Annotated in this window: 41 protein-coding genes; 7 read left to right on the top strand and 34 right to left on the bottom strand. The window is 49.1% G+C overall.

Annotated features, from left to right (window positions below; all coding sequences use genetic code 11):
• Window positions 1-488 precede the first annotated feature (488 nt).
• From AYI96_RS19865 to AYI96_RS19850, 4 genes are read right to left on the bottom strand one after another with little or no spacing between them, the layout of a single operon-like run.
• The gene (locus AYI96_RS19865) at window positions 489-1073 is read right to left on the bottom strand and encodes a TlpA disulfide reductase family protein (protein WP_144362195.1); all 585 of its coding nucleotides are present in this window, start codon (window positions 1071-1073) and stop codon (window positions 489-491) included.
• Window positions 1073-1552: a heme lyase NrfEFG subunit NrfF gene (gene nrfF / locus AYI96_RS19860; protein WP_039036145.1), complete on the bottom strand. Its 480-nt coding sequence runs from the start codon at window positions 1550-1552 to the stop codon at window positions 1073-1075. Before nrfF ends, AYI96_RS19865 begins: the two co-directional genes overlap by 1 nt.
• Entirely contained in the window at window positions 1549-2103 is a 555-nt protein-coding gene (locus AYI96_RS19855) for a DsbE family thiol:disulfide interchange protein (RefSeq protein WP_039036146.1), read from the bottom strand. Before AYI96_RS19855 ends, nrfF begins: the two co-directional genes overlap by 4 nt.
• A gap of 16 nt (window positions 2104-2119) precedes the next feature.
• Entirely contained in the window at window positions 2120-4096 is a 1977-nt protein-coding gene (locus AYI96_RS19850; RefSeq protein ID WP_101094916.1) for a heme lyase CcmF/NrfE family subunit, read from the bottom strand.
• Between the two features lie 452 nt (window positions 4097-4548).
• Between AYI96_RS19850 and ccmI the strand changes: the two genes are divergently transcribed.
• Entirely contained in the window at window positions 4549-5802 is a 1254-nt protein-coding gene (gene ccmI, locus AYI96_RS19845; RefSeq protein WP_071476054.1) for a c-type cytochrome biogenesis protein CcmI, read from the top strand.
• A gap of 65 nt (window positions 5803-5867) precedes the next feature.
• Here the strand turns inward: ccmI and AYI96_RS19840 are convergent, their stop codons facing one another.
• A complete protein-coding gene (locus tag AYI96_RS19840; protein WP_039036052.1) occupies window positions 5868-6161 on the bottom strand; it encodes a c-type cytochrome in 294 nt (97 codons plus the stop codon).
• A gap of 323 nt (window positions 6162-6484) precedes the next feature.
• Between AYI96_RS19840 and ccmA the strand changes: the two genes are divergently transcribed.
• The 6 genes from ccmA to AYI96_RS19810 all read left to right on the top strand — a co-directional run bounded on the left by ccmA (window position 6485) and on the right by AYI96_RS19810 (window position 10341).
• Window positions 6485-7132, top strand: coding sequence for a cytochrome c biogenesis heme-transporting ATPase CcmA (gene ccmA / locus AYI96_RS19835; RefSeq protein ID WP_071476055.1), 648 nt, complete (start codon window positions 6485-6487; stop codon window positions 7130-7132).
• 12 nt (window positions 7133-7144) lie between these two features.
• A complete protein-coding gene (ccmB, locus tag AYI96_RS19830; protein WP_025011984.1) occupies window positions 7145-7831 on the top strand; it encodes a heme exporter protein CcmB in 687 nt (228 codons plus the stop codon).
• A gap of 1 nt (window position 7832) precedes the next feature.
• Window positions 7833-8579 carry a heme ABC transporter permease gene (locus AYI96_RS19825; protein ID WP_025011983.1) on the top strand — a complete coding sequence of 249 codons (747 nt, stop codon included), beginning with the start codon at window positions 7833-7835 and terminating at the stop codon, window positions 8577-8579.
• Window positions 8579-8779, top strand: coding sequence for a heme exporter protein CcmD (ccmD, locus tag AYI96_RS19820; RefSeq protein ID WP_025011982.1), 201 nt, complete (start codon window positions 8579-8581; stop codon window positions 8777-8779). Before AYI96_RS19825 ends, ccmD begins: the two co-directional genes overlap by 1 nt.
• The gene (ccmE, locus tag AYI96_RS19815) at window positions 8776-9264 is read left to right on the top strand and encodes a cytochrome c maturation protein CcmE (RefSeq protein ID WP_039036050.1); all 489 of its coding nucleotides are present in this window, start codon (window positions 8776-8778) and stop codon (window positions 9262-9264) included. The genes ccmD and ccmE overlap by 4 nt, the downstream gene beginning before the upstream one ends.
• 102 nt (window positions 9265-9366) lie before the next feature.
• Window positions 9367-10341: an ABC transporter substrate-binding protein gene (locus AYI96_RS19810; protein WP_144362194.1), complete on the top strand. Its 975-nt coding sequence runs from the start codon at window positions 9367-9369 to the stop codon at window positions 10339-10341.
• A 66-nt stretch (window positions 10342-10407) separates the two neighbouring features.
• On the opposite strand, the gene rplQ is transcribed toward AYI96_RS19810, so the two are convergent.
• From rplQ to AYI96_RS19665, 29 genes are all read right to left on the bottom strand, one after another.
• Window positions 10408-10806, bottom strand: a complete 399-nt coding sequence (gene rplQ, locus AYI96_RS19805) for a 50S ribosomal protein L17 (protein WP_028781249.1) — start codon at window positions 10804-10806, stop codon at window positions 10408-10410.
• A 41-nt stretch (window positions 10807-10847) separates the two neighbouring features.
• On the bottom strand, window positions 10848-11837 hold the full coding sequence (locus tag AYI96_RS19800; protein WP_039036048.1) for a DNA-directed RNA polymerase subunit alpha: 990 nt from the start codon (window positions 11835-11837) through the stop codon (window positions 10848-10850).
• A gap of 24 nt (window positions 11838-11861) precedes the next feature.
• Window positions 11862-12482, bottom strand: coding sequence for a 30S ribosomal protein S4 (gene rpsD, locus AYI96_RS19795; protein WP_025011979.1), 621 nt, complete (start codon window positions 12480-12482; stop codon window positions 11862-11864).
• A gap of 34 nt (window positions 12483-12516) precedes the next feature.
• Window positions 12517-12909 carry a 30S ribosomal protein S11 gene (gene rpsK / locus AYI96_RS19790; protein ID WP_025011978.1) on the bottom strand — a complete coding sequence of 131 codons (393 nt, stop codon included), beginning with the start codon at window positions 12907-12909 and terminating at the stop codon, window positions 12517-12519.
• A 14-nt stretch (window positions 12910-12923) separates the two neighbouring features.
• Window positions 12924-13280, bottom strand: a complete 357-nt coding sequence (rpsM, locus tag AYI96_RS19785) for a 30S ribosomal protein S13 (protein ID WP_039036047.1) — start codon at window positions 13278-13280, stop codon at window positions 12924-12926.
• Window positions 13281-13395: 115 nt separating this feature from the next.
• A complete protein-coding gene (rpmJ, locus tag AYI96_RS19780) occupies window positions 13396-13509 on the bottom strand; it encodes a 50S ribosomal protein L36 (protein WP_006083579.1) in 114 nt (37 codons plus the stop codon).
• Between the two features lie 22 nt (window positions 13510-13531).
• A complete protein-coding gene (gene secY, locus AYI96_RS19775) occupies window positions 13532-14872 on the bottom strand; it encodes a preprotein translocase subunit SecY (RefSeq protein WP_039036046.1) in 1341 nt (446 codons plus the stop codon).
• Window positions 14873-14879: 7 nt separating this feature from the next.
• Window positions 14880-15314: a 50S ribosomal protein L15 gene (gene rplO, locus AYI96_RS19770; RefSeq protein WP_039036045.1), complete on the bottom strand. Its 435-nt coding sequence runs from the start codon at window positions 15312-15314 to the stop codon at window positions 14880-14882.
• 3 nt (window positions 15315-15317) lie between these two features.
• Entirely contained in the window at window positions 15318-15500 is a 183-nt protein-coding gene (gene rpmD / locus AYI96_RS19765; RefSeq protein WP_025011974.1) for a 50S ribosomal protein L30, read from the bottom strand.
• A 6-nt stretch (window positions 15501-15506) separates the two neighbouring features.
• On the bottom strand, window positions 15507-16010 hold the full coding sequence (rpsE, locus tag AYI96_RS19760; protein ID WP_025011973.1) for a 30S ribosomal protein S5: 504 nt from the start codon (window positions 16008-16010) through the stop codon (window positions 15507-15509).
• A gap of 11 nt (window positions 16011-16021) precedes the next feature.
• Window positions 16022-16372, bottom strand: a complete 351-nt coding sequence (gene rplR, locus AYI96_RS19755) for a 50S ribosomal protein L18 (protein ID WP_025889969.1) — start codon at window positions 16370-16372, stop codon at window positions 16022-16024.
• 10 nt (window positions 16373-16382) lie between these two features.
• A complete protein-coding gene (gene rplF, locus AYI96_RS19750) occupies window positions 16383-16916 on the bottom strand; it encodes a 50S ribosomal protein L6 (protein ID WP_039036044.1) in 534 nt (177 codons plus the stop codon).
• Window positions 16917-16926: 10 nt separating this feature from the next.
• Window positions 16927-17322, bottom strand: a complete 396-nt coding sequence (rpsH, locus tag AYI96_RS19745) for a 30S ribosomal protein S8 (protein WP_025011970.1) — start codon at window positions 17320-17322, stop codon at window positions 16927-16929.
• Window positions 17323-17346: 24 nt separating this feature from the next.
• Window positions 17347-17652 (bottom strand): 30S ribosomal protein S14, encoded by a 306-nt coding sequence (gene rpsN, locus AYI96_RS19740; RefSeq protein WP_025011969.1) that lies wholly within the window; start codon window positions 17650-17652, stop codon window positions 17347-17349.
• Window positions 17653-17663: 11 nt separating this feature from the next.
• Complete coding sequence (gene rplE, locus AYI96_RS19735; RefSeq protein WP_025011968.1) at window positions 17664-18203, bottom strand: 50S ribosomal protein L5; 540 nt, start codon at window positions 18201-18203, stop codon at window positions 17664-17666.
• Window positions 18204-18215: 12 nt separating this feature from the next.
• Window positions 18216-18530: a 50S ribosomal protein L24 gene (gene rplX / locus AYI96_RS19730; protein ID WP_025011967.1), complete on the bottom strand. Its 315-nt coding sequence runs from the start codon at window positions 18528-18530 to the stop codon at window positions 18216-18218.
• 11 nt (window positions 18531-18541) lie between these two features.
• Window positions 18542-18910, bottom strand: a complete 369-nt coding sequence (gene rplN / locus AYI96_RS19725; protein ID WP_011494644.1) for a 50S ribosomal protein L14 — start codon at window positions 18908-18910, stop codon at window positions 18542-18544.
• 179 nt (window positions 18911-19089) lie between these two features.
• Window positions 19090-19338 carry a 30S ribosomal protein S17 gene (gene rpsQ / locus AYI96_RS19720; RefSeq protein ID WP_025011966.1) on the bottom strand — a complete coding sequence of 83 codons (249 nt, stop codon included), beginning with the start codon at window positions 19336-19338 and terminating at the stop codon, window positions 19090-19092.
• Window positions 19338-19529, bottom strand: coding sequence for a 50S ribosomal protein L29 (rpmC, locus tag AYI96_RS19715; protein WP_011758342.1), 192 nt, complete (start codon window positions 19527-19529; stop codon window positions 19338-19340). Before rpmC ends, rpsQ begins: the two co-directional genes overlap by 1 nt.
• Window positions 19529-19939, bottom strand: a complete 411-nt coding sequence (rplP, locus tag AYI96_RS19710; protein ID WP_039036042.1) for a 50S ribosomal protein L16 — start codon at window positions 19937-19939, stop codon at window positions 19529-19531. The genes rpmC and rplP overlap by 1 nt, the downstream gene beginning before the upstream one ends.
• An 11-nt stretch (window positions 19940-19950) precedes the next feature.
• Entirely contained in the window at window positions 19951-20640 is a 690-nt protein-coding gene (gene rpsC, locus AYI96_RS19705; protein ID WP_039036041.1) for a 30S ribosomal protein S3, read from the bottom strand.
• 9 nt (window positions 20641-20649) lie between these two features.
• Window positions 20650-20982 (bottom strand): 50S ribosomal protein L22, encoded by a 333-nt coding sequence (gene rplV, locus AYI96_RS19700; protein WP_039036040.1) that lies wholly within the window; start codon window positions 20980-20982, stop codon window positions 20650-20652.
• Window positions 20983-20997: 15 nt separating this feature from the next.
• Entirely contained in the window at window positions 20998-21276 is a 279-nt protein-coding gene (gene rpsS / locus AYI96_RS19695; protein ID WP_025011962.1) for a 30S ribosomal protein S19, read from the bottom strand.
• A 14-nt stretch (window positions 21277-21290) separates the two neighbouring features.
• Entirely contained in the window at window positions 21291-22115 is an 825-nt protein-coding gene (gene rplB, locus AYI96_RS19690) for a 50S ribosomal protein L2 (protein WP_039036039.1), read from the bottom strand.
• A gap of 11 nt (window positions 22116-22126) precedes the next feature.
• Window positions 22127-22429, bottom strand: coding sequence for a 50S ribosomal protein L23 (gene rplW, locus AYI96_RS19685; RefSeq protein ID WP_039036038.1), 303 nt, complete (start codon window positions 22427-22429; stop codon window positions 22127-22129).
• Entirely contained in the window at window positions 22426-23031 is a 606-nt protein-coding gene (gene rplD, locus AYI96_RS19680) for a 50S ribosomal protein L4 (protein WP_025011959.1), read from the bottom strand. The genes rplW and rplD overlap by 4 nt, the downstream gene beginning before the upstream one ends.
• Before the next feature lie 17 nt (window positions 23032-23048).
• Window positions 23049-23687 carry a 50S ribosomal protein L3 gene (gene rplC, locus AYI96_RS19675; RefSeq protein WP_025889970.1) on the bottom strand — a complete coding sequence of 213 codons (639 nt, stop codon included), beginning with the start codon at window positions 23685-23687 and terminating at the stop codon, window positions 23049-23051.
• 27 nt (window positions 23688-23714) lie between these two features.
• The gene (gene rpsJ / locus AYI96_RS19670; protein WP_011635639.1) at window positions 23715-24026 is read right to left on the bottom strand and encodes a 30S ribosomal protein S10; all 312 of its coding nucleotides are present in this window, start codon (window positions 24024-24026) and stop codon (window positions 23715-23717) included.
• A gap of 361 nt (window positions 24027-24387) precedes the next feature.
• The coding region (locus AYI96_RS19665; protein ID WP_144362193.1) for an elongation factor Tu at window positions 24388-25142 on the bottom strand (755 nt) is incomplete at its 5' end.

Raw genomic sequence — 25142 nt, 5'->3', positions numbered from 1 at the left:
TGTGTTAGGCCTGCCGCCAGCGTTCAATCTGAGCCATGATCAAACTCTTCAATTAAAGTTTTGGTTGATTCCGAAGAATCGACTCAATGAATTCTGTTCGTATGAACACTCTTCATCGAGTTAAATCGTTTTGTCGATTTCTCAATGCCTGTGAGTGTCCACACAGATTTGCTTGTTTATCTTGTTAAAGAGCAATCCCTTAGACGCTGTGGTCATCGGGTCAGGGCTGCGTATTTTACGCTTTCCTGCTGCGGCGTCAAGAGGTATTTACCATCTTTTTTCGCCTGTCGCTGAAAGGACTCAAAAGCCTCTTTTCTTCGACCCTGTCACGTCCTTCGCGTTGCCGCTGTGCCGTGTCAGTGGGAGCGCATTATAGGGAGCCTAAACTTTTGTGCAAGGGCTTTTTAAAAGAAAAAAGATCGCTTGCCGAACTTTTAGGCAAAAACGATCTTTTTCAGTCATCATGGCTGTTTTACAACCAGATTTAGCTAGTTTGCAGCCGACTTAGTAACATTTTCCTGCTCAATAAAGCCTTTGAGTAAGGCTATCGCTTTTGGGTCATCCCAGTCGACAAAGCTACGAACAAAGGCAATCAGCTCCCCTTTACCATTTAGAATAAAGGTCGCCGGGATAGTATCGAGTGGGAATATCTGCCCCAACTGCATCTGCGGATCGTAGTAACTGCGGAAGTTTGCCATCCCCTGGGATTGCAGAAAACTGGCAACTTGTTCCTGCCCCCCCTGATCGATGGAAATCGGTAGCAGGGCGAACTCTTTATCACTGAACTGATCTTCAAGTCGTTCCAGTGCCGGCAACTCCCTAACACACGGAGGACACCAAGTGGCCCAGATATTGACCAGCACCACTTTTCCTTTGTGTTGACTGAAATCCAATTGGCTACCGGCCTTATCTTGAAACGGCACCACTTCCAGGGGAAAGCTGTGGGGGAGGACATTGATCTTGTCGACACTGGATTGGATCTGATTGTGCTCCTTTGGCTGCATACCAGGATAAGCCTGCGCCCCCAGTGACAGGGACGCCAGCAAAAGTAATGAGTATCCGAGTTTATTCATTACTTGTCTCGCTTCAATAACTCATCCAACTGGCGTTGTTCTTCGGCAGACAGTTCAAGCTCTTTACCACCGGAAGTACGTTGTTTACGGATGAAGATAAAGCCAATCAAACCACCAAACAACAGCAGTGCCACAGGCCCAAGCCACAGAACGTAGGTCTTGGTTTCAAGTCTCGGCTTATAGAGGACAAACTCACCATAGCGACTGGTCATGAACTGGACGATTTCATCATCGGCTTTGCCCTCTTCCACCATCTTGTACACTTCAAGACGTAGATCGCGGGCAACCGGTGAGTTGGAATCGATCAGATTTTGGTTCTGACACTGAGGGCAACGCAGCTCATGAGCCAACGACAACGCTCGCTTCTGCTTATCAGGAGAGCTGAACTCGAAAGTGTCCACCGGCGTTGCCGCCACCTGAGCGGCATAGCCAATCAGGAGTGCTACAACAGCAAAGGTTTTTAGCAGCAACTTTCTCATGACGCTTTATCCTTAGCGGCCTCGGCCTGCAACTGTTGGATCATGGGATACAGGGTTTCTTTCCAAACCCGCATATCTACCGGCCCAGCATAGCGATAACGAATAATGCCGTTATGATCCACGATGAAACTTTCCGGCGCACCGTATACTCCGAGATCCAGACCAAGACGACCATCTTTGTCATAGATATTCAGCGTGTAAGGGTCGCCTTGACGAGAGAGTTCTCTCATTGCCAGTGCACGCTCGTCACGATAATTAATGCCATGGATAGGTATCAAATTCTGACGTGCCAGTTGCATCAGGTAAGGATGTTCATACTTACAGGATGGACACCAAGTTGCCCATACGTTCAGCATGGATACCTTACCTTTGAGATCTTCGTTGGTGATCATCTCTCCCGGCGTTTCCAGTTTTTCCAATTGGAAGGCAGGCACTGGCTTGCCTTCCAAAGCGGAATCCAACTGCTGCGGATTCAAGAACAGTCCCTTATAAAGGAAGATCCCCATCAAAAGAAACAATATCAGTGGAATAAAAAGTATTAGCTTCTTCATCTTCTTCTTACCTGTTTCAGGCTGTTGCCAGTTTGGCTTTCTTGGCTGCGGCCGCTTCTTCAGCACGCGCCTTGGCACGGTATCGCTTGTCTGAAGCAGCAAAGAAACCACCAACCATCATAAAGATGCTGCCAAACCACAACCAACGAACAAAAGGTTTGTAGTTCAGTCGCACTGCAAATTCAGTACGGCTAATAGGGTCGCCCATAGTGACATAGAGATCCCGGAACAGGCCCCAGTCGATACCGGCTTCGGTCATATCCATGGTGCGAACATTGTATTGACGACGATCCGGCTGCAACAATGCAATCTTTTCACCATCTTTAAGTACTTCAACCTGTCCTTGCTGTGCCGTGTAATTGGGGCCAACAACGTTACGGGTTTCCAGATAGTTGAAGGTGTAACCGGCCAGTTCATGACTGGTACCAGGCCCCATACGCACGCTCTTCTCAATAGAGTAGTTAGACACCATGGTGGCACCAACTACTGAGACAGCAATACCTAAGTGAGCAATGATCATCCCCAGTTCACTGCGGCCCATACGCGCCAGGCTGACACTACCGTCTTTAGCTTTAATCACGTTGTAACCGGCACGCAGAGTCGCCAGCACAATCCACACTGCCGCACCTATACCCAGTGCCACCCAGATGTTGAACTCACCACCGGCGATAAATGGCGCGATTACACCCAGCACAGCCGAGATAATCGCAGGTACCAATAACTGACGTTTGAGCTCTCCTTGTTTGGATTTTTTCCAGCGAATGATGGGACCAATCCCCATAAAGCCGAACAGCACCAGCACGATCGGAACAAACACTGCATTAAAGTATGGTGGGCCAACAGAAATCTTACCCATGCCCAACGCATCGATCAGCAGTGGATAAAGAGTACCGAGCAATACAGTACCTGCAGCCACAGTCAGCAATACGTTACAAACCAGCAGCATGGTTTCTTTGGATTTCAAATCGAAGCGAGCTGGGCTGCTCATTTCACTGGCACGGAAGGCAAACAGGGTCAGCGAACCACCGATAGCCAAACCGAGCAGCAACAGAATGAACATACCCCGGCCTGGGTCTGCCGCAAAGGAGTGCACTGAGGTCAGCACGCCAGAACGAACAATAAATGTACCCAGTAAGCTCAAAGAGAAGGCAAAGATAGACAGAAGCACTGTCCAGTTACGGAAGGCACCGCGCTTCTCTGTCACTATCAAGGAGTGAACCAGAGCTGTACCAACAAGCCATGGCATAAAGGACGCGTTTTCAACCGGATCCCAGAACCACCAACCGCCCCAACCTAACTCGTAATATGCCCACCAGGAGCCCAATGCGATACCACCAGTGAGGAAGATCCAGGCAGCCAGAGTCCAAGGACGACTCCAACGAGCCCAAGCAGAATCGAGTCGACCGCTCATCAATGCGGCGATAGCGAAGGCGAAGCTGACTGAAAAGCCCACATACCCCAGATAAAGCATGGGTGGGTGGAAGATCAAACCCACATCCTGCAACATAGGGTTAAGGTCACGCCCTTCTGCCGGGATCGGGAACAAACGTTCGAATGGGCTGGAAGTGAGCAGCATAAACAGGGTAAAGCCTATGGTGATCATCGCCAACACGGCCAATACCCGAGCGGTAAACACCTCTTCCAACCCCTTGCTGAAGAAAGCTACAGCTGCGGTCCACACCGAAAGTGAGAAGACCCAGAACAACAATGAGCCTTCATGTCCGCCCCAGACTGCTGCAATCTTAAAGAAGATAGGCAATTGAGAGTTGGAATGATGAGCCACATAGGCTACTGAGAAGTCATCGATTGCGAAGCTATAACCCAACGCAATTACCGATAAAAAGATGAAAAAAAACATACCGTAACTTAGTGGCCAGGCATAGCGCACTAGGTATTGGTCTTTGCGGGCAACACCGATCAGGGGGACTGTCATCAGCAGTACTGCGAACGCCATCCCTATGATCAATGAGAAATGTCCAAGTTCTGGGATCATGGGTTTTCCTCAGTTTCCAGGTCAATGTCTGCCAAGCTTCTATTCTAGGCAGACGCACAACTACGGGCACACACCATTACTTTATTAACTTAATTGCGGCTTAAAAGCCGCAAGGGTTAACAGGTATATATTACGAATTTTTGTTCATTTTAGTATTTGCTTTTGTTCCTGTCTGCCACTTTCCACCAATTATGGGTCGCGGCTCTCATTCTCCGAGCGACCAATATTGACCATGGAAAAACGGCAAGACTCCAAGCTGTGACAGGCGTTAAATAGAGAAGTTTCATTGAATTTTTTGCTGAAATTTGGAACTGTGAACCAGTGCCCAACTATGACCATTAACTTTGGTGGGGGACTTATATTACTGTTCAATGAATCATCTTTCCGTATAATCTTGCAATCAGGCCGTGCGGTAACCCCGCTTTGTCACAAACCAACGTGAAATAAACATAATGACCACTTTTTGGATTTTTATTGCGATTGTTGTGTTAGTCAGCCTGGGGCTGATCTGGCTCCCTCATTTCCGGCAGCAGAAGCTACTCAAGGCTGAAGAGTCCGGTGTCCGTAAACAGACCAACCTGGAACTGTTTAACGAACGTCTAGCTATTCTGGAAAAAGAACGCCAGGAAGAACTGCTGGACCAAGACGAATTTGAATCCCTGAAAAAGGAGCTGGAAGTCAGCTTGTTGCAGGACATCAAGCAAGGAGCGGATGATTCGCTCGATACACAAGCCAAGCCTAAAGGGCTACTGTGGCCAAGTCTGATGTCTGCCGTATTACTGGTCGTGGCCGGTTACTCCTATCAACAGTTAGGCGCCTATCAGAATATCGATTCACCTCAACCTGAAAACCCCCATGCAGGTATGAGTACTGAACAGATCATGATGCAACGGGTGCAAATGATGGAATCTGCAGTGCAGCAGGAGCCGGAAAACAGCCAAGCTTGGTTCAGTCTGGGTCACGCCTACATCTCTGCCGGACAATATGATCAGGCAGTAGCAGCCTTTGATAAGGTGATCGAACTGGTGGGAGTTCACGCCGAGTTGCTTGGCCCCAAAGCTACCGCCCTCTATTATAAGGCCGGTCAGCAGATGATCCCTGTGGTTCAGTCACTGATTGATCAAGCGCTGAAACTGGATCCACAAGACCCTTCCACTCTACTGCTGGTTGGTATGGATGCTTTCTTTACCGCGGATTACAACAAGGCAATCGGCGCTTGGCAAACCATTCTTGACAGTGATAGAGCCGACGTGGATCGCGCCGCACTGATCAATGCCATCGACAGCGCCAAGATGCGCCTGCAGGCAGAAGGTGGTGCCACTATGCCAAATGATGAGGCTCACAAGGGCTTAAAGACAGCAACAGCAAAGACAGTGACACTGAATGTCTCTATCGCCCCTGAACTGGCGGCCAAAGTCAGCAATACAGATATGCTGTTCATCTTTGCCAGAGCAACCGAAGGCCCTAAAGTCCCACTGGCTGCCACCAAGGTGAGTGCCAAGTCATTACCTGTGACAGTGACTCTGGATGATTCCACCAATATGGGTGGTAACGTTAAACTCAGCGATGCTACCGATGTTGAAGTGATTGCAGTATTGTCCAAGCACGGCAGCGTAAAACCTCAACCAGGCGATCTGCAAGGTAAGTTGGCCAGCATCAAAGTCGGTGCCAGCGGTGAACTGGTGCTGGATACCGAAGTTCAGTAATCCTAACCTTGACAAATAGACATAAAAAAACCGGCTGATGCCGGTTTTTTTATGATGATACCTGATTACTTGGACATGAATCCAATAGCGTTCTTGTAATCTTCATCAGTACAATCTGTACACATGCCACCAGGAGGCATAGCGTTCAAACCAGACTTAACGCTGTTAAGCAGGGTGTCGATACCTTTGGCCAGGCGAGGCTCCCAAGCAGCAGCATCGTGTGCTTTAGGTGCACCGGCAACACCCATGCTATGGCAGACTTGGCAGGCTTTATTGTAAACGGCCTCACCTTCTTGGGCTGACACGTTCGCAGACATAGTCAATGCAGCTACTGCGGTCATTGCTAACAGTTTTTTCATGTTCAATGTTCCTAATGCAAATACTTACAAAGCTCAACGCTGCCCTTGGTTTAAGCAGGCAGACTCATTTTAGCTCGCTAAGAGTACAACAAACTTCAATAAATCTCACCTTTTTGTGATTAAAATCGCAGCTTGTTCCGTAAAAAAGGACAAAGGTCGCGAATTCATTAATATATTAGTAACAGATAAAAAAGTTCCAAAAAATTCACTTTTATTGGAAGCACATCAAATTGCTGAAACTTAGTGCAAACCAGTGGTAAACCCCAGCCAGAGCATGTGTTAGTATCTCTTGTGTTTCCTTATCGCTTGTTATAGAGGGCTCAGTGGCAGAACCAAAACCTACATCACTGCTGTCGGCAAGCAGCCTCACTTGTATTCGAGAAGAGCGAATACTATTCGATGAACTCAGCTTCGATATCCATCCTGGCGATATTGTCCAGATTGAAGGTCCCAACGGTGCCGGTAAAACCAGCCTACTGCGGATCCTCGCTGGCCTGTCACGCCCATACGGAGGGGAAGTCCTGTTCCAGGGAGAAGCTATTACTCGTTGCCGCGATGAGTTCAATGAAAACCTGCTTTATCTGGGCCATCTCGCGGGCGTGAAAAGCGAATTAACCGCCGAGGAAAACCTTAACTTCAATTTAAGAATCAGTGGGTATGATGACTTTGATGCTCGGGAAATCCTTGCCAAAGTCAACCTGACCGGTTTTGAAGAAGCGCTTGCAGGCCACCTGTCTGCGGGCCAACACAGACGAACCGCACTCGCCAGGCTCTGGCATACCGCCTGTAAAATCTGGATTCTGGATGAGCCCTTTACCGCGATCGATAAGAAAGGGGTCGCTGAATTGGAACAACTCTATATTCGCCATGCCGACGCCGGTGGCTGTGTCATTCTGACGACCCACCAGGATATGGGCATCATTACAGATGAAAGGTTGCGGAAAATCCGCTTGGATTATCGCTTCGTATAAGGCTTAGCAGAGATGAACAGAGGCATTAGTTTTACCAAGGCATTTTTCACCCTGCTGAAACGGGATCTACAGATTGCCGTGCGTCATCGTGGTGATATTTTTAACCCACTGCTGTTTTTTATCATAGTGGTTACCCTGTTTCCGCTGGGTATAGGTCCTGAGCCGCAGGTGTTGACCCGGATTGCTCCCGGGATTATCTGGGTTGCGGCCTTGCTGGCAGCCATGTTGTCACTGGAACGTTTGTTCAAGGCAGACTTCAGTGACGGAAGTCTGGAGCAGATGTTGCTTAGCCCGCAGCCACTGGCGCTGTTGGTACTGGCCAAAGTGTTTGCTCACTGGTTACTGACTGGCGTACCTTTAATTATAATCGCACCGCTGTTGGCTGTGCTGCTGCATCTGGACGACAACAGTTATGGTGCCCTGATAGCCACCTTGATGCTGGGGACACCTGTGTTGAGTCTGCTTGGCGCCATAGGTGTAGCCCTGACAGTGGGCTTACGCAAAGGCGGCGTGCTGTTGAGTTTGTTGATCCTGCCACTGTATATACCAGTGTTGATCTTTGCGACCGGCGCGATCGACTTTGCAGCATCCAAACAACCCTATGATGGTCAGCTAGCGATTTTAGGCGCTATGCTGGTCGGTTCTTTAGTCTTGGCACCTTTTGCTATTGGTGCCTCATTGCGAGTGAGTACTAACTGAAATGTGGAAATGGTTACATCCCTACGCCGACCCTCAAAGGGCGTATCAACTGTCAGGAAAACTACTGCCTTGGTTTGCACTGCTTGCCCTGGCACTTATCGCAACCGGAACCGTGTGGGGCTTGGCATTTGCTCCCACTGATTACCAACAGGGTGACAGCTACCGTATTATCTTTATCCACGTACCGGCTGCATCCATGTCAATGGCTGCTTACATGGGCATGGCAACCGCGGCCTTCATTGGCCTGGTGTGGCAGATTAAGCTGGCCGATTGGGCAGCCGCCTCTATCGCACCAATTGGTGCTGTAGTGACCTTTATCGCTCTGTTTACTGGTGCCACTTGGGGTAAACCCATGTGGGGCACTTGGTGGGTTTGGGATGCACGCCTGACCTCTGAACTTGTGCTATTGTTCCTGTATTTAGGGGTTATCTCCCTCTATGCCTCATTCGAAGATAAGGTGCTGGCAGCCAGGGCCGCCGGCATTCTGGCCATAGTAGGGGTGATCAATATCCCTATCATTAAGTATTCGGTTGAATGGTGGAACTCACTGCACCAGCCATCCACTATCCGAATCACCGAAAAGTCGACCATGTCCACCGACATGCTCTACCCTTTATTGATCAACATATTTGGGTTTGGTCTGATGATAGGTGCCATCACTCTGGTGCGTTTCCGTGCCGAAATTCTGGCCCGTAATGGAATGCGCCCCTGGGTTAGGGAACTGGCCAAGGCCGAAGGAGTCAAATAATGCAGTTTCAATCTTTAGCAGAGTTTTTCAACATGGGCGGCTATGCCTTCTATGTGTGGTTGGCCTACGGTGTCACTTTCGTGTCCCTTAGCCTGCTTATCCTGGTTAGTTCGATGAAGAAGCGTCGGGTACTGCAGGAAATAGCATCCAAAGTGCAACGTGAGGAACGCCTCGCTCAAAACCGGAGTAACAGATCGTGAACCCAAGACGCAAAAAAAGACTGGTATTGGCAGTGGCCTTGATTGCAGGTGTTGCAGCCGTGGCTTCTTTGCTGTTATATGCCCTCAACTCTAACCTTAACCTCTTCTATACTCCCACCGAGATAGTCAATGGTAAAAAGGACACAGGCATCAAGCCGGAAGTGGGCCAGCGGATCCGCGTGGGGGGCATGGTTACTGTAGGCTCCATGGTACGTGATCCTGAAAGCCTGCATGTTGAATTTGCCGTGCATGATGCCGCCGGCGGTGAAATCATAGTAACTTATGATGACCTGTTGCCGGATCTATTCCGTGAGGGACAGGGGATTGTAGCCCAGGGTGTACTGGTTGAATCTGGCAAATTGGAAGCCTCTGAAGTGCTGGCCAAGCACGATGAAAACTATATGCCACCTGAAGTTGCTGAAGCCATGGGCCAGACCCATGAAAAGCTTGAGTACAACACGCAACAGGTCGGCGGCGCCAAGTAAACGCCCTTAGATAAAAAGCCTCTTCGGAGGCTTTTTTATTACTTGCAGAGTCAGAAATTTATGCCACGCTAAAATGCTACAGGCTGAATAGAAGGACTTGGCATGCGCGCATTGGTATTTCTGGGTATACTGCTGTCACTGCCAATCGGTGCTGCCAATCTCTTGCTGATTGAGTCCTATCATGCCGAATATCCCTGGGACCAAAGCTATAAAGCCGGGATAATGTCCATCCTTGGCAATGAACACCAATTTGAGACTTTCGCTCTCGATACCAAGCGACTCCCCAAAGAACAGTTTCAAATCCAGGCCAATAAAGCCTGGCAAAGATACCTGGAACTTAAACCCGATTTGGTCTTTCTCGCCGATGACAATGCCTTGATGCTGCTACACGAACGCTTCAGCCAAACCCAAACCCCGGTAGTTTATTTAGGGATCAACGGCAATCCTCGTGATTATAGGATCAAACATACAACTAACATTACCGGCGTGTTGGAGCGTCCTCTGTTCAAACGTTCCCTCTTGATGGCACAGGCTATGTTACCCACCCCACCACCACATAAATTCTTACTGTTATTTGACTCGGGTTATACCTCGGACACAGCGGTAGCTTCCATCAAAAAGCTCAACCAAAATTTGATGATAGGCAACAACCAAATCGATATTGAACAACATCAAAAGTTCAGTAGTTGGCAGGCTTCTGTGTCAAGCGCCCGAGAGCGAGGCTATGATGCTGTGTTTGTGGCCCTGTATCAAATGCTGCAAGATGATAAGCAACAGATAGTAGATGAGCTACAGGTAGCACGTTGGACCCACGAAAACGCCACTGTGCCTCATTTTGGTTTTTGGCATTTCAGTGTCGGCTCTGAAGGCAATATCGGAGGCTATATTCTGGATGGTTACAAGCATGGCTGCATAGCAGGAACCATAGCCAAACAGATCCTGGCGGGCATAAAACCGGCAACTATATTCCCAAAGATGGATACCAGCGGTGCTTATCTGTTCAGTGAAAGTGGTTTAACAAAATGGCAACTGAAACTGCCGGAAAGGGTCAAACAGCAGGCTGAACTCGTAGATTGACCTTAGGCGACGAACAAAATAAAAAGCCCCGCTAACAAGCGGGGCTTTTTCAGAACTTACCTGAGATTACTCAGCAGCAGCTTCAACTTCTACAGCTTCAGCGGCTTCTGGGCGACCTACCAGCTCGATGTAAGCCATAGGGGCTTTATCACCGGCACGCAGACCGCACTTCAGGATACGGGTGTAACCACCAGGACGTTCCTGATAGCGTGGACCCAGTTCGTTAAACAGTTTACCTACGACTTCTTGGTCGCGAGTACGAGCAAACGCCAGACGACGGTTTGCTACGCTGTCACTTTTAGCAAGTGTTATCAGAGGCTCAACTACGCGACGCAGTTCTTTGGCCTTCACTACGGTTGTCTTGATGATTTCATGACGAACCAGTGAACTTGCCATGTTACGGAACATGGCTTGGCGGTGACTGCTGTTGCGGTTAAGTTGACGACCACTCTTACGATGGCGCATGACCTAATCCTTATAACCTAAATCTGTACAAAACCTGGGACTTACAGGTCGTCTGCCAAACTAGCCGGTGGCCAGTTTTCCAGACGCATACCTAGCGACAGTCCGCGAGATGCCAACACATCCTTGATCTCGGTAAGAGATTTCTTACCCAGGTTAGGCGTTTTGAGCAGCTCAACTTCAGTGCGTTGTACCAGATCTCCGATGTAATGAATCGCTTCGGCTTTCAAACAGTTAGCCGAACGTACAGTTAGCTCTAAATCGTCGACAGGACGCAACAGAATCGGATCGAACTCCGGTTTCTCTTCTTTCTGCTCTGGCTCAGTCACATCACGTAGTTCAACGAAGGCATCCAGCTGTTCAGCCAAGATGGTCGCAGAACGACGGATAGCTTCTTCAGGATCGATAGTACCATTAGTGGTCATATCGATGATCAGCTTGTCCAAGTCAGTACGCTGTTCCACACGAGCCGCCTCAACATTATAAGCAATGCGAGCAACTGGCGAGAATGAAGCATCGACCAGCAGACGACCGATTGGGCGATCATCGTCTTCGGTTTGTGCACGGGCAGAAGCCGGTACATAACCACGACCACGCTCAACGCGGATACGCATACTGATGTCATTGTTACCGGTCAAGTGACAGATAACATGATCCGGGTTCACGATTGTGACATCGCCGTCGTGGGTGATGTCGGCTGCGGTAACAGGGCCTGCGCCGGACTTGCTCAGAGTGAGCATAGCCTCGTCTTTACCCTCGATCATAACTGCCAGCCCTTTCAGGTTCAGCAATATTTCAAGGATATCTTCTTGTACGCCTTCCTTACTGCTGTATTCATGCAGTACGCCGTCGATCTCGACTTCGGTAACCGCGCAGCCGGGCATAGACGACAATAGGATGCGACGCAACGCGTTACCCAAAGTATGACCAAAACCACGCTCGAGTGGCTCCAGAGTCACCTTGGCACGAGTTGGGTTAACCTGCTCGATATCAACGAGACGCGGTTTAAGAAATTCTGTAACAGAACCCTGCATTGTGTCCTCTCTTGTTTGTTAGCCTTACTTAGAGTAAAGCTCGACGATCAGCTGTTCGTTAATTTCCGCAGACAAATCGCTACGTTCTGGCAGACGCTTGAAAGCACCTTCCATTTTTGCGCTGTCGACTTCAACCCATGTAGGCTTCTCGCGTTGAGCAGCCACTTCCAGAGCAGCCTTGATACGGGCTTGCTTCTGTGACTTCTCGCGAATGCTTACAACATCATTCGCAGACACTTTGAATGACGGAATGTTAACAACACGACCGTTGACCATAATTGACTTATGGCTAACCAGCTGACGTGCTTCTGCACGAGTCGCACCGAAGCCCATACGATAAACTACGTTATCCAGACGGGTTTCCAAAAGTTGCAGCAGGTTTTCACCTGTGTTGCCTTTCAGACGTGCAGCCTCTTTGTAGTAGTTACGGAACTGCTTTTCCAGTACACCGTAAATACGACGAACTTTTTGTTTCTCGCGTAACTGCAAGCCATAATCAGACAAACGTGGCTTACGAGCGCCATGTTGTCCAGGTGCAGCTTCCAGCTTACACTTCGAATCGATTGCTCTCACACCGCTTTTCAGGAAAAGGTCAGTACCTTCCCGGCGGCTGAGCTTGAGCTTGGGACCCAAGTATCTTGCCATGATCTTTCTCCAACTATCCTAACGAAACTGCCAATTACACGCGGCGTTTTTTAGGAGGACGACAACCGTTATGAGGGATCGGCGTCACATCAGTGATGTTGGTAATTTTGTAACCAACAGCGTTCAGCGCACGAATGGCTGACTCACGACCTGGACCTGGACCCTTCACGAAAACTTCAAGGTTTTTAACACCATAATCCTGAGCAGCAGTACCTGCGCGCTCAGCTGCCACCTGCGCAGCAAATGGAGTAGATTTACGTGAACCACGGAAACCTGAACCACCTGCAGTCGCCCATGACAGAGCGTTACCTTGACGATCTGTGATAGTAACAATTGTATTGTTGAAAGACGCATGGATATGAGCCATGCCATCAGCAACCTGTTTACGTACGCGCTTACGCGGAGAACGTGACGGAACTTTAGCCATTGTCTACCTTCCCGTTACTTCTTGATTGGTTTACGTGGACCTTTGCGAGTACGCGCATTGGTCTTAGTACGTTGCCCACGGAGAGGCAGGCTACGGCGATGGCGGAGGCCACGATAACAACCAAGGTCCATAAGACGCTTGATGTTCATTGAAACCTCGCGGCGTAAGTCACCCTCTACTGAGTATTTGGCAACTTCTTCGCGTAGAGTATCGATTTGAGCTTCGCTCAATTCCTTGATCTTAGCGTCTTCGGCAATGGAAGTAGCCGCGCAGATAGCTTTAGCGCGAGTACGACCGATACCGTAGATAGCAGTCAGTGCAATGACTGTGTGCTTTTGATCAGGAATGTTAATGCCAGCGATACGGGCCACTATGCACTCCTTAAGTTAAAGGCCATCTGTGAAAAGCCCGAAAGGATACTCGACAGATGACTAGTTTGCAAACAATATTTTTGGCCAGCCCAGTTAAGAGCTGGCCAAGATTTTTTTAGCCTTGACGCTGTTTGTGTTTTGGTTCAACACAGATAACGCGTACAACGCCACTACGCTTGACGATCTTGCAGTTACGGCAGATCTTCTTCACGGAAGCTCGAACTTTCATTTCATCACTCCGTAAAGCTATCTTATCGACCAAAGCGATCGAGATTCGCTTTGTTCACCAGATTAGCTTTCTTCATCACAGACTCATATTGATGAGACATCATATGGGTCTGAACCTGAGCCATGAAGTCCATGATCACAACTACCATAATCAGTAGTGAAGTACCGCCAAAATAGAACTGTACTTTCCATGCGATTAACATGAACTCCGGAATTAAACAGATAAAGGTAATATACAACGCGCCTGCCAGAGTCAAACGGGTCATCACTTTATCAATGTAACGCGAAGTCTGTTCGCCGGGACGGATCCCGGGAATGAACGCACCACTCTTCTTCAGGTTATCTGCTGTCTCACGAGGGTTAAACACCAACGCAGTATAGAAGAAACAGAAGAAAATAATTGCTGCTGCATACAACAGAGAGTACAGCGGCTGTCCAGGAGAAACTGCGAGGGAAACCTCAGTCAGCCATTCCATAGACGGATTCTGACCAAACCACTGAGCCAGTGTGCCTGGGAACAGAATAATGCTGGACGCAAAGATTGGCGGAATTACGCCGGCCATATTAACCTTCAGCGGCAAGTGAGTTGACTGCGCAGCAAACACCTTACGGCCCTGCTGACGCTTGGCATAGTTAACGACGATACGACGCTGACCACGCTCCACAAATACCACGAAATAGGTTACGGCAAACACGATCACCGCAATCAACAACAATACTAATACGTTCAAGTCGCCTTGACGCGCTTGCTCGGCCGTTTGACCGATAGCAGAAGGCAGACCGGCTACGATACCTGCGAAAATCAGGATCGAGATACCGTTACCTATACCGCGCTCGGTAATTTGCTCGCCAAGCCACATCAGGAACATGGTTCCTGTGACTAAACTGACGACTGCAACAAAATAGAATCCGAAACCGGGATCGACCACCAGGCCGGTCACCAAATTTGGCAACCCTGTTGCAATACCGATCGACTGGAATGTACCCAGCACCAGCGTACCCCATCTTGTGTACTGACTGATTTTTTTACGTCCTGACTCACCTTCCTTTTTCAGTTCAGCGAGTGCAGGATGCACAACAGTCAGCAACTGCATGATGATCGAAGCCGAAATGTACGGCATGATCCCCAATGCAAAAATAGAGGCGCGCTCAAGGGCGCCACCCGAGAACATGTTAAACATGCCCAGGATGGTTCCCTTTTGCTGAGCAAACAGCTCTGCCAATACAGCAGCGTCAATACCAGGAATTGGCACAAATGAACCGGCACGAAACACGATAATTGCGCCAATCACGAACAGGAGGCGAGCTTTCAATTCGGAAAGTCCACCTTTCGCGCTTTTTAAATCAAGTCCTGGTTTTGCCATCGACGTATTATTCCTCGATCTTACCGCCGGCAGCTTCGATAGCTGCACGTGCACCTTTGGTTACCTTCAGACCTTTTACGGTCACTGGGCGCTCAATGGTACCTGAAAGAACGATTTTCGCAAACTGGATGTTGCGAGTTATTACGTTCGCATCTTTCAGTGCGTTCAGGTCGATAACGTCACCATTAACTTTTGCCAGTTCGCTCAAGCGAACTTCAGCAGTTACCATAGCGATACGCGAGGTAAAGCCAAACTTAGGCAGACGGATCTTAAGTGGCATTTGACCACCCTCGAAGCCAGGACGTACACCGCCACCGCTACGAGATTTTTGACCCTTGTGACCGCGACCAGCGGTCTTACCCAAGCCAGAACCAATACCACGGCCTACACGCTTAGGTGCAGACTTAGCGCCTGCAGCTGGAGATAAAGTATTCAGACGCATTGATTAGTCCTCCACCTTTACCATGTAGTAGACCTTATTGATCATACCGCGAACAGCAGGAGTATCTTCCAGCTCTACGGTGTGACCAATACGACGCAGACCAAGACCAGTCAGAGTGGCCTTGTGCTTAGGCAGACGCCCGATAGCACTTTTGGTCTGGGTTACTTTGATAGTTTTAGTAGCCATGGTGCATTACCCCCGAATTTCGTCAACATTCAGGCCACGCTTGGCTGCTATCTGCGCTGGTGACTTCATATGTACCAGTGCGTCAACAGTTGCACGAACGATGTTGATCGGGTTAGTAGAACCGTATGCTTTCGACAGTACGTTGTGAACGCCTGCTACTTCCAATACGGCACGCATTGCGCCACCGGCGATAATACCGGTACCCTCTGAAGCAGGTTGCATGTAAACACGTGAACCAGAGTGACGACCCTTCACCGGATGGTGCAGAGTGCCTTCGTTCAGGTTTACAGTAACCATGTTGCGACGGGCTTTTTCCATTGCTTTTTGAATAGCAGCTGGAACTTCACGCGCTTTACCATAGCCGTAGCCGATCTTACCGTTACCATCACCCACTACAGTCAGAGCGGTGAAGCTAAAGATACGACCACCTTTAACTACTTTAGAAACACGATTAACTGCAATCAGCTTTTCTTGCAGATCGTCTTTTTGCTGAGCTTCTAATTTAGCCATTGTTTTACCCCTTAGAACTGGAGGCCAGCTTCACGAGCGGCTTCTGCCAGAGCAGCAACACGACCGTGATACTTGAACCCAGAACGATCGAAAGCAACAACAGTTACGCCTTTTTCGATCGCGCGCTCAGCAATAGCTTTACCTACTGCCTTGGCCGCATCTACGTTACCGGTGTACTTCAGTTGTTCCTTTACTGCTTTCTCAGCAGTAGAGGCAACAGCCAGCACCTGAGCTTCAGGGTTGATTACCTGAGCGTAAATGTGACGCGGTGTACGATGTACAACCAGACGGTTGACGCCCAGCTCTTGGATCTTCTTGCGAGCGCGAGTGGCGCGGCGCAAGCGAGATGTTTTCTTATCCATATCGCGTTACCTACTTCTTCTTAGCCTCTTTACGGCGTACTTGTTCGTCATCATAGCGAACACCCTTGCCCTTATAAGGCTCTGGTGGACGATAGCCACGAATTTCAGCCGCAACCTGACCAACCAGCTCTTTATCGATACTTTTCAGTACGATGTCTGTTTGGCTTGGGCATTCAGCTGTAACGCCTTCTGGCAATTGATGAACCAGAGGGTGAGAGAAACCCAAGGTCAGGTCCAGAGCGCTGCCGCTAACTTTGGCACGGTAACCCACACCAACCAGCTTCAGCTTCTTTTCGAAACCCTGAGAAACACCAACAACCATGTTGTTGATCAGTGCGCGAGCAGTACCTGCCTGTGCCCAAGCGTTAACAACGCCTTCAACAGGAGAGAACTTGATTTCTGCACCTTCAACAACAACGTTAACTGCGCTGTTGATTACTCGAGTCAGACTACCTTTACCGCCTTTAACGGTAATAGTTTGGTCGTTTAAAGTCACCTCTACGCCGGCTGGAATAGATACTGGTGCTTTTGCTACACGAGACATTCCTAGCTCCTTACGCTACGTAGCAGATAACCTCACCACCCATGCCTGCAAGGCGGGCGGCACGATCAGTCATCAGGCCTTTAGAAGTGGACACAATTGCGACACCCAGTCCGCCCATAACCTTTGGCAGCTCGTCTTTACCTTTGTAAATACGAAGACCAGGACGGCTTACGCGCTGGATAGTCTCAACAACAGGTTGGCCCTGGAAATACTTCAGAGTGATTTCCAGTTCAGGCTTAGCGCCTTCTTCTGCTACGGCGTAGTCAGTGATGTAACCTTCATCTTTCAGCAGCTTTGCGATAGCAACTTTCAGTTTGGCAGAAGGCATCTTCACAGATACTTTGTTAGCAGCTTGGCCGTTACGAATACGGGTCAACATATCCGCAATAGGATCTTGCATGCTCATATTAGCTTACTCCGTGACAAGTGCTTACCAGCTGGCCTTACGCAGACCAGGAACTTCACCACGCATGGTTGCTTCACGCAGCTTGATACGGCTCAGGCCGAATTTGCGCAGGAAACCATGAGGGCGGCCAGTTTGATTACAGCGATTGCGTTGACGCGATGCGCTTGAATCACGTGGTAGAGCTTGCAGCTTAAGAACCGCATCCCAACGAGCTTCGTCAGAAGACTCTGGGCTGCTGATGATAGCCTTAAGAGCTGCACGCTTTTCAGCATACTTGGCCACGAGCTTTGCACGTTTTGCTTCACGTGCCTTCATTGACAATTTTGCCATTTCGCTACCCCTTATTTCTTGAATGGGAAGTTGAAAGCATCAAGCAAAGCGCGACCTTCTTCGTCAGTATTCGCAGAGGTAGTGATAACAATATCCATACCACGAATCTTATCGACTTTATCGTAGTCGATTTCTGGGAAGATGATCTGCTCGCGCACGCCCATCGCGTAGTTACCACGGCCGTCGAACGACTTAGCGCTCAGACCACGGAAGTCACGGATACGAGGGATTGCGATGTCAACCAAACGCTCAAAGAATTCCCACATGCGCTCACCGCGCAGGGTTACTTTACAGCCAATAGGGTAGCCTTCACGGATTTTAAAACCAGCAACTGACTTACGAGCTACAGTCACAACTGGTTTTTGGCCAGCAATAGCAGTCATATCACGGACAGCATTTTCCATGATTTTCTTGTCAGCTACGGCTTCGCCAACACCCATATTCAGGGTGATTTTCTCAATCCGAGGGACTTGCATGACACTGGTATAACCGAACTTTTTAGTTAGTTCAGCAACAACAGTCTCTTTGTATCTATCATGCAGTTTCGCCATCGTTTACTCCAGTTACTTAACGAGTTCACTGTTCGATTTGAAGAAACGGACTTTTTTACCGTCTTCGAATCGGAAACCAACACGATCCGCCTTGCCAGTGACAGGGTTAAAGATCGCAACATTAGATGCTTGAATCGGTGCTTCTTTCTCAACGATACCACCAGTCACACCCAGTTGAGGGTTAGGCTTCTGGTGTTTCTTAACGAGATTGATGCCTTCAACAATTAACTTACCGGTAGTAAGTACACGAGTAACCTTACCGCGCTTACCCTTATCCTTACCGGCCAGTACAATTACTTCGTCTTCACGACGGATTTTTGCTGCCATTTTGAAGCTCCTTACAGTACTTCTGGTGCCAGCGACACAATCTTCATGAATTGCTCAGTACGCAGTTCACGTGTCACAGGTCCAAAGATACGAGTACCAATCGGGGCAAGGTTTGCGTTAAGCAATACCGCTGCATTCCGATCGAAGCGAATGACAGAACCGTCTGGACGACGTACGCCTTTCTTAGTACGGACTACCACCGCGTTATACACATCACCTTTCTTCGCTTTAGCGCGAGGAATGGCTTCTTTAACAGAAACCTTGATGATGTCGCCGATACCGGCATAACGACGATGAGAGCCACCCAAGACCTTAATACACTGAACTCTGCGCGCGCCGCTGTTACATGCGACATCGAGAGTCGATTGCATTTGGATCATTTTAAGTGCTCCGCTATCGTTACTACACAATCCCCACCATGGGGCTAAATAAACACCATTTTTGCCGTTCAAATCGGTCAAAAATGGCGCGCAAGTATAACACCATAAATAGAGGATGGATAGTATTAAAAAACAAACGGCCCCAAAAAGGAGCCGTTTACCAGTTTACCTAATAAAAATTAGGCCTTGCTTACTACTTCAACCAGAGTCCAAGACTTAGTCTTAGACAGAGGGCGACATTCGCGAATAGACACGAAATCACCTTCTTTACACTGGTTTTGTTCGTCATGTGCATGGATCTTAGTAGTACGTTTGATGTACTTACCGTAGATTGGGTGCTTAACTTGACGCTCAACAGCTACAGTGATGGACTTGTCCATCTTGTCGCTGATGACTTTACCCTGCAAAGTACGGATTTTCTCAGACATTATGCACCTGCCTTAGAAGTAATAATGGTCTTAACGCGCGCAATGTTACGGCGCACTTGCTTCAGCTGGTGAGTTTGTGCCAGCTGACCAGTGGCGTGTTGCATACGCAGGTTAAACTGCTCACGCAGCAGACCAAGCAGTTCAGCGTTCAATTCCTCAACGCTCTTTTCTCTCAGTTCGCTCGCTTTCATTACATCACCGTCTTAGTTACGAAGGTAGTCTTGATAGGCAGTTTAGCAGCGGCCAGTGCGAAAGCTTCGCGAGCCAGCTCTTCTGAAACGCCATTCATTTCATAGAGTACCTTGCCTGGTTGAATCTGACATACCCAGTATTCAACGTTACCTTTACCTTTACCCATACGCACTTCAAGAGGCTTAGAGGTAATTGGCTTGTCAGGAAAAACCCTAATCCAGATTTGACCTTGACGCTTAATGTGACGTGTCATGGCACGACGTGCAGATTCGATCTGACGGGCAGTTAAACGGCCGCGGCCAACTGCTTTCAGACCAAATGTACCGAAGCTAACTTCAGTACCGTTCGCCAGACCGCGGTTGCGGCCTTTGAACATTTTGCGAAACTTCATACGTTTAGGTTGCAGCATTGCCGGCTCTCCTATTTACCACGAGGCTTGCGCTTAGGTTGCTGCTTCGGCTCTTCGATCTGAGGCACGATACCGTCCAGGACTTCACCTTTGAAGACCCAAACTTTAATGCCGATCACACCGTATTGAGTGTGACTTTCAGAGGTTGAATAGTCGATGTCAGCACGCAGTGTATGCAGAGGCACACGGCCTTCGCGATACCACTCGGTGCGCGCAATCTCAGCGCCGCCTAAACGGCCACTAACTTCAACTTTGATACCTTTAGCGCCCAGACGCATAGCGTTCTGTACCGCACGCTTCATAGCGCGACGGAACATAACACGACGCTCCAGCTGTTGAGCGATAGAATCAGCTACCAGCTTGGCGTCCAGCTCAGGCTTACGGATCTCAGCGATGTTAATTTGCGCAGGAGTGCCAGTAATTTTGGCAACTTCAGCACGCAGAACCTCAACGTCTTCACCTTTCTTACCGATCACAACACCTGGACGGGCAGTGTGAATAGTAACGCGGATGCTTTTCGCTGGGCGTTCGATAACGATCTTAGATACTGATGCGGCTTTCAGCTTCTCTTCGAGAAACTTACGCACTTCCCAGTCGCCGTGCAGATTAGCAGCGTAGTCTGCTTTATCAGCGTACCAGGTAGAGACCCAAGGCTTAGTGATACCCAGACGGATACCATTAGGATGTACTTTCTGTCCCATTGCTCTCTCCTAGCGATCTGATACAACCACAGTAATGTGGCTGGTACGCTTCATGATACGGTCGGCGCGGCCTTTAGCACGTGGCATGATGCGCTTCATAGTTGGACCTTCATCGACGAAGACTTTTCCAACTTTCAGTTCATCAATGTCAGCACCTTCGTTATGCTCAGCATTGGCAATGGCTGAATCCAGTACTTTTTTGACCAGTACGGCGGCTTTCTTGGGGCTGAAGGTCAGGATCTCGAGGGCCTTGGAAACAGGCAAACCACGGATCTGATCAGCTACCAAACGAGCCTTTTGAGGCGACGTACGGGCAAAACGATGTTTAGCTAAAACTTCCATCTCATTCCTCCCGTATTAACGCTTCTTCGCTTTCTTATCAGCAGCATGGCCGCGATAAGTGCGAGTTGGTGAGAATTCACCAAGTTTGTGGCCGATCATTTCGTCAGTTACGAACACAGGAACGTGCTGACGACCATTATGGACAGCGATGGTCAAACCAATCATGTTTGGAATGATCATTGAGCGACGTGACCAAGTCTTAATAGGCTTTTTGTCACCTGCTTCCACCGCTTTCTCTACCTTCTTCAGCAAGTGCAGGTCAATGAATGGACCTTTCTTGAGAGAACGTGGCATGGCGAATCCTCTTACTATTTATTACGACGACGTACGATGTACTTGTCAGTGCGCTTGTTACTACGGGTCTTGTAACCCTTAGTTGGCACACCCCATGGAGTCACTGGGTGACGACCACCAGAAGAACGGCCTTCACCACCACCATGTGGGTGGTCTACTGGGTTCATTGCAACACCACGAACTGTTGGGCGTACGCCTCTCCAGCGTTTGGCACCGGCTTTACCCAGTTGACGCAGCATGTGCTCGGCGTTACCAACTTCACCCAGAGTCGCGCGGCAATCAACTGGCACTTTGCGCATTTCGCCAGAGCGAAGACGCAGAGTGGCATAAGCGCCATCACGAGCTACAACTTGTACATAAGCACCGGCAGAACGTGCAATCTGAGCACCTTTGCCAGGTTTCATTTCAACAGCGTGAACTACGCTACCCACTGGGATGTTACGCAGCGGCAGGGCGTTACCTGTCTTGATTTCAGCTTCTACGCCAGAAACGATTTTGTCACCAGCCTGCATGCCTTTGGCAGCGAGGATGTAGCGACGTTCACCGTCTGCGTACAGTACCAGCGCGATGTGCGCAGTACGGTTTGGATCGTATTCCAGACGCTCAATCTTCGCTGGGATACCATCTTTATCACGTTTGAAGTCAATCAGACGGTAGTGTTGCTTATGACCACCACCAACGTGACGAACAGTGATACGACCAGTGTTGTTACGGCCGCCACTCTTAGATTTTTTCGCCAACAGGCCAGCAAAAGGTTTACCCTTGTGCAGGTCAGAGTTAACCACTTTAACGACGTGGCGACGACCTGGAGAGGTTGGCTTACACTTAATAACTGCCATGAGTAATCTCCTTACGCTTCAGCGCCGACGAAATCGATGTCAGCACCCTCAGCCAGAGTAACATAGGCTTTTTTCCAATCGCTGCGACGACCAACACGGGCACCGTGACGCTTGGTTTTGCCTTTGTTCACCAGAGTGCGAACTGAATCAACTTCAACTTCAAACAGTTTTTCAACTGCAGCTTTGATCTCAGCTTTAGTGGCGTCGATAGCTACACGGAAAACTACAGTGTTGTTCTTCTCAGCAACCACAGTGCTCTTTTCAGAGATGTGAGGCGCCAGAATAACTTTCAGTAAACGTTCTTCGCGGATCATGCCAGCATCTCCTCGATTTGCTTAACAGCATCAGCAGTTACCAGCACTTTGTCGAACGCGATCAGGCTTACTGGGTCAATACCAGCAACATCACGAACATCAACCTTGTACAGGTTGCGAGCTGCCAAGAACAGATTCTCGTCAACTTCGGAAGTCACAATCAATACGTCTTCCAGACCCATGTCTTTCAGCTTGGCCTTCAGCTCTTTAGTTTTAGGAGCTTCAACAGCAAACTTTTCAACAACGATCAGACGTTCTTGACGTACCAGCTCGGACAGGATGCTCTTCAGAGCGCCGCGGTACATTTTCTTGTTGACTTTCTGGCTGTGATCTTGGGTTTTAGCAGCGAAAGTTACGCCACCGCCACGCCAGATTGGACCCTTGACACCACCCGCACGAGCGCGGCCAGTACCTTTTTGGCGCCATGGCTTCTTGCCAGAGCCAGTCACTTCAGCGCGAGTTTTCTGAGCACGAGTGCCCTGACGCGCGTTTGCAGCGTAAGCTACAACTACCTGATGAACCAGTGCTTCATTAAAGTCACGGCCGAAGGTAGTTTCGGAAACTTCAAGAGCGCTTTGCGCGTCTTTCAATACCAATTCCATTACTATCTCCTCAGACCTTAGGCTTTAACGGCAGGCTTGATGATCAGGTCGCCATTGGTAGCGCCTGGAACAGCACCTTTAACCAGCAGCAGGTTACGCTCAGCATCTACACGTACTACGTCCAGATTTTGAGTGGTAACACGCTCAGCACCCATGTGGCCTGACATTTTTTTGCCTTTGAATACGCGACCTGGCGTCTGGTTCTGACCGATAGAACCGTTAGCACGGTGCGCCAATGAGTTACCGTGAGTCATATCCTGGGTACGGAAGTTCCAGCGCTTAACGCCGCCTTGGAAACCTTTACCTTTTGATTGACCGGTAACATCTACTTTCGCTACGTCAGCGAAGATATCTACGTTCAGCTCAGCACCAACTTCAATGCCTTCGCCTTCACCGTCTGCCAGACGCATTTCCCACAAACCACGGCCGGCGTCAACGCCCGCTTTGGCAAAGTGACCTGCTTCTGGCTTAGTGATGCGGTTGGCTTTTTTGGCACCAGTAGTAACTTGAAGTGCACGGTAGCCGTCGTTTTCCAGAGTTTTCACCTGAGTAACGCGGTTTGCATTTACTTCAATTACAGTAACAGGGATAGACACGCCATCTTCGGTGAAGATGCGGGTCATACCCACTTTACGACCAATAAGACCGATAGCCATCTCTCAAACCTCTTCTAAGGATCTCAATTAACCCAAGCTAATCTGTACGTCGACACCAGCCGCAAGATCCAGACGCATCAGCGCGTCGACTGTCTTCTCAGTTGGCTCTACGATGTCAACCAAACGCTTGTGAGTACGGATTTCGTATTGGTCACGAGCATCTTTATTAACGTGCGGAGAGATCAAAACGGTATAACGCTCTTTGCGCGTAGGCAGTGGGATAGGACCACGTACCTGGGCGCCAGTACGCTTAGCAGTTTCAACGATTTCCGCGGTAGACTGATCAATCAAACGATGATCAAATCCTTTCAAGCGGATACGGATTCTTTGGTTCTGCATTGACCAGAGCTCCTAAAATGGACACATAAAAAATCACCCTCTAGCCATTTCCTTTCTTGGAAAGACAGAGCGAGATGATTTAACCGTTCGACTCCCAATCGGAGTCGCTGTATTTGTGTTTAGCCCCGAGGGCTAAATCAACTTTTGTCGCTTACTCAAGTTAAGCGAGGAGGCTATTATACTCATCCAGTTACGGATTACAAGCCTACTGTCGGAATTATCAACAGCATTAACGCCGTCAAAAAGTGGCGCAAATTATACTGACTTCAACGCTCATTGCCAACCATTTTTGAACGACTGACAAACGGCCAATAAAAAGGCGACCTCAAGGTCGCCTTTTTATGATAGCTGAGATCCGCAATTAAGCGATGATCTTGGCTACAACACCAGCACCAACTGTACGGCCACCTTCACGGATTGCGAAGCGCAGACCTTCGTCCATCGCGATTGGGCAGATCAGAGTAACAACCATCTTGATGTTGTCGCCTGGCATTACCATCTCTACGCCTTCTGGCAGTTCGATAGTACCGGTCACGTCAGTTGTACGGAAGTAGAACTGTGGACGGTAGCCTTTGAAGAATGGAGTGTGACGACCACCTTCTTCTTTAGACAGTACGTAAACTTCTGATTCGAACTTGGTGTGTGGAGTGATTGAACCAGGCTTAGCCAGTACTTGACCACGCTCTACTTCATCACGCTTGGTACCACGCAGCAGGATACCGCAGTTCTCACCGGCACGACCTTCGTCCAGCAGCTTACGGAACATTTCTACACCAGTACAGGTAGTCTTGGTAGTGTCGTGGATACCCACGATTTCTACTTCGTCACCAACTTTGATGATACCGCGCTCTACACGACCTGTCACTACAGTACCGCGACCAGAGATTGAGAATACGTCTTCGATAGGCAGCAGGAATGGCTTATCGATATCACGCTCTGGCTCAGGGATGTATGTATCCAGTGCTTCAGCCAGTTCAACAATCTTGGCTTCCCACTGAGCGTCGCCTTCCAGAGCTTTCAGAGCTGAACCCTGAATTACTGGCAGGTCATCACCTGGGAAATCGTACTCAGACAGCAGTTCACGAACTTCCATCTCTACCAGTTCCAGCAGCTCTT

The sequence above is a fragment of the Shewanella sp. MSW genome (genome assembly GCF_007636515.1).
Lineage (GTDB): Bacteria > Pseudomonadota > Gammaproteobacteria > Enterobacterales > Shewanellaceae > Shewanella > Shewanella indica.
Note: the sequence above shows the minus strand (reverse complement) of the source record. Positions and strands in the feature narration are given on the sequence as shown.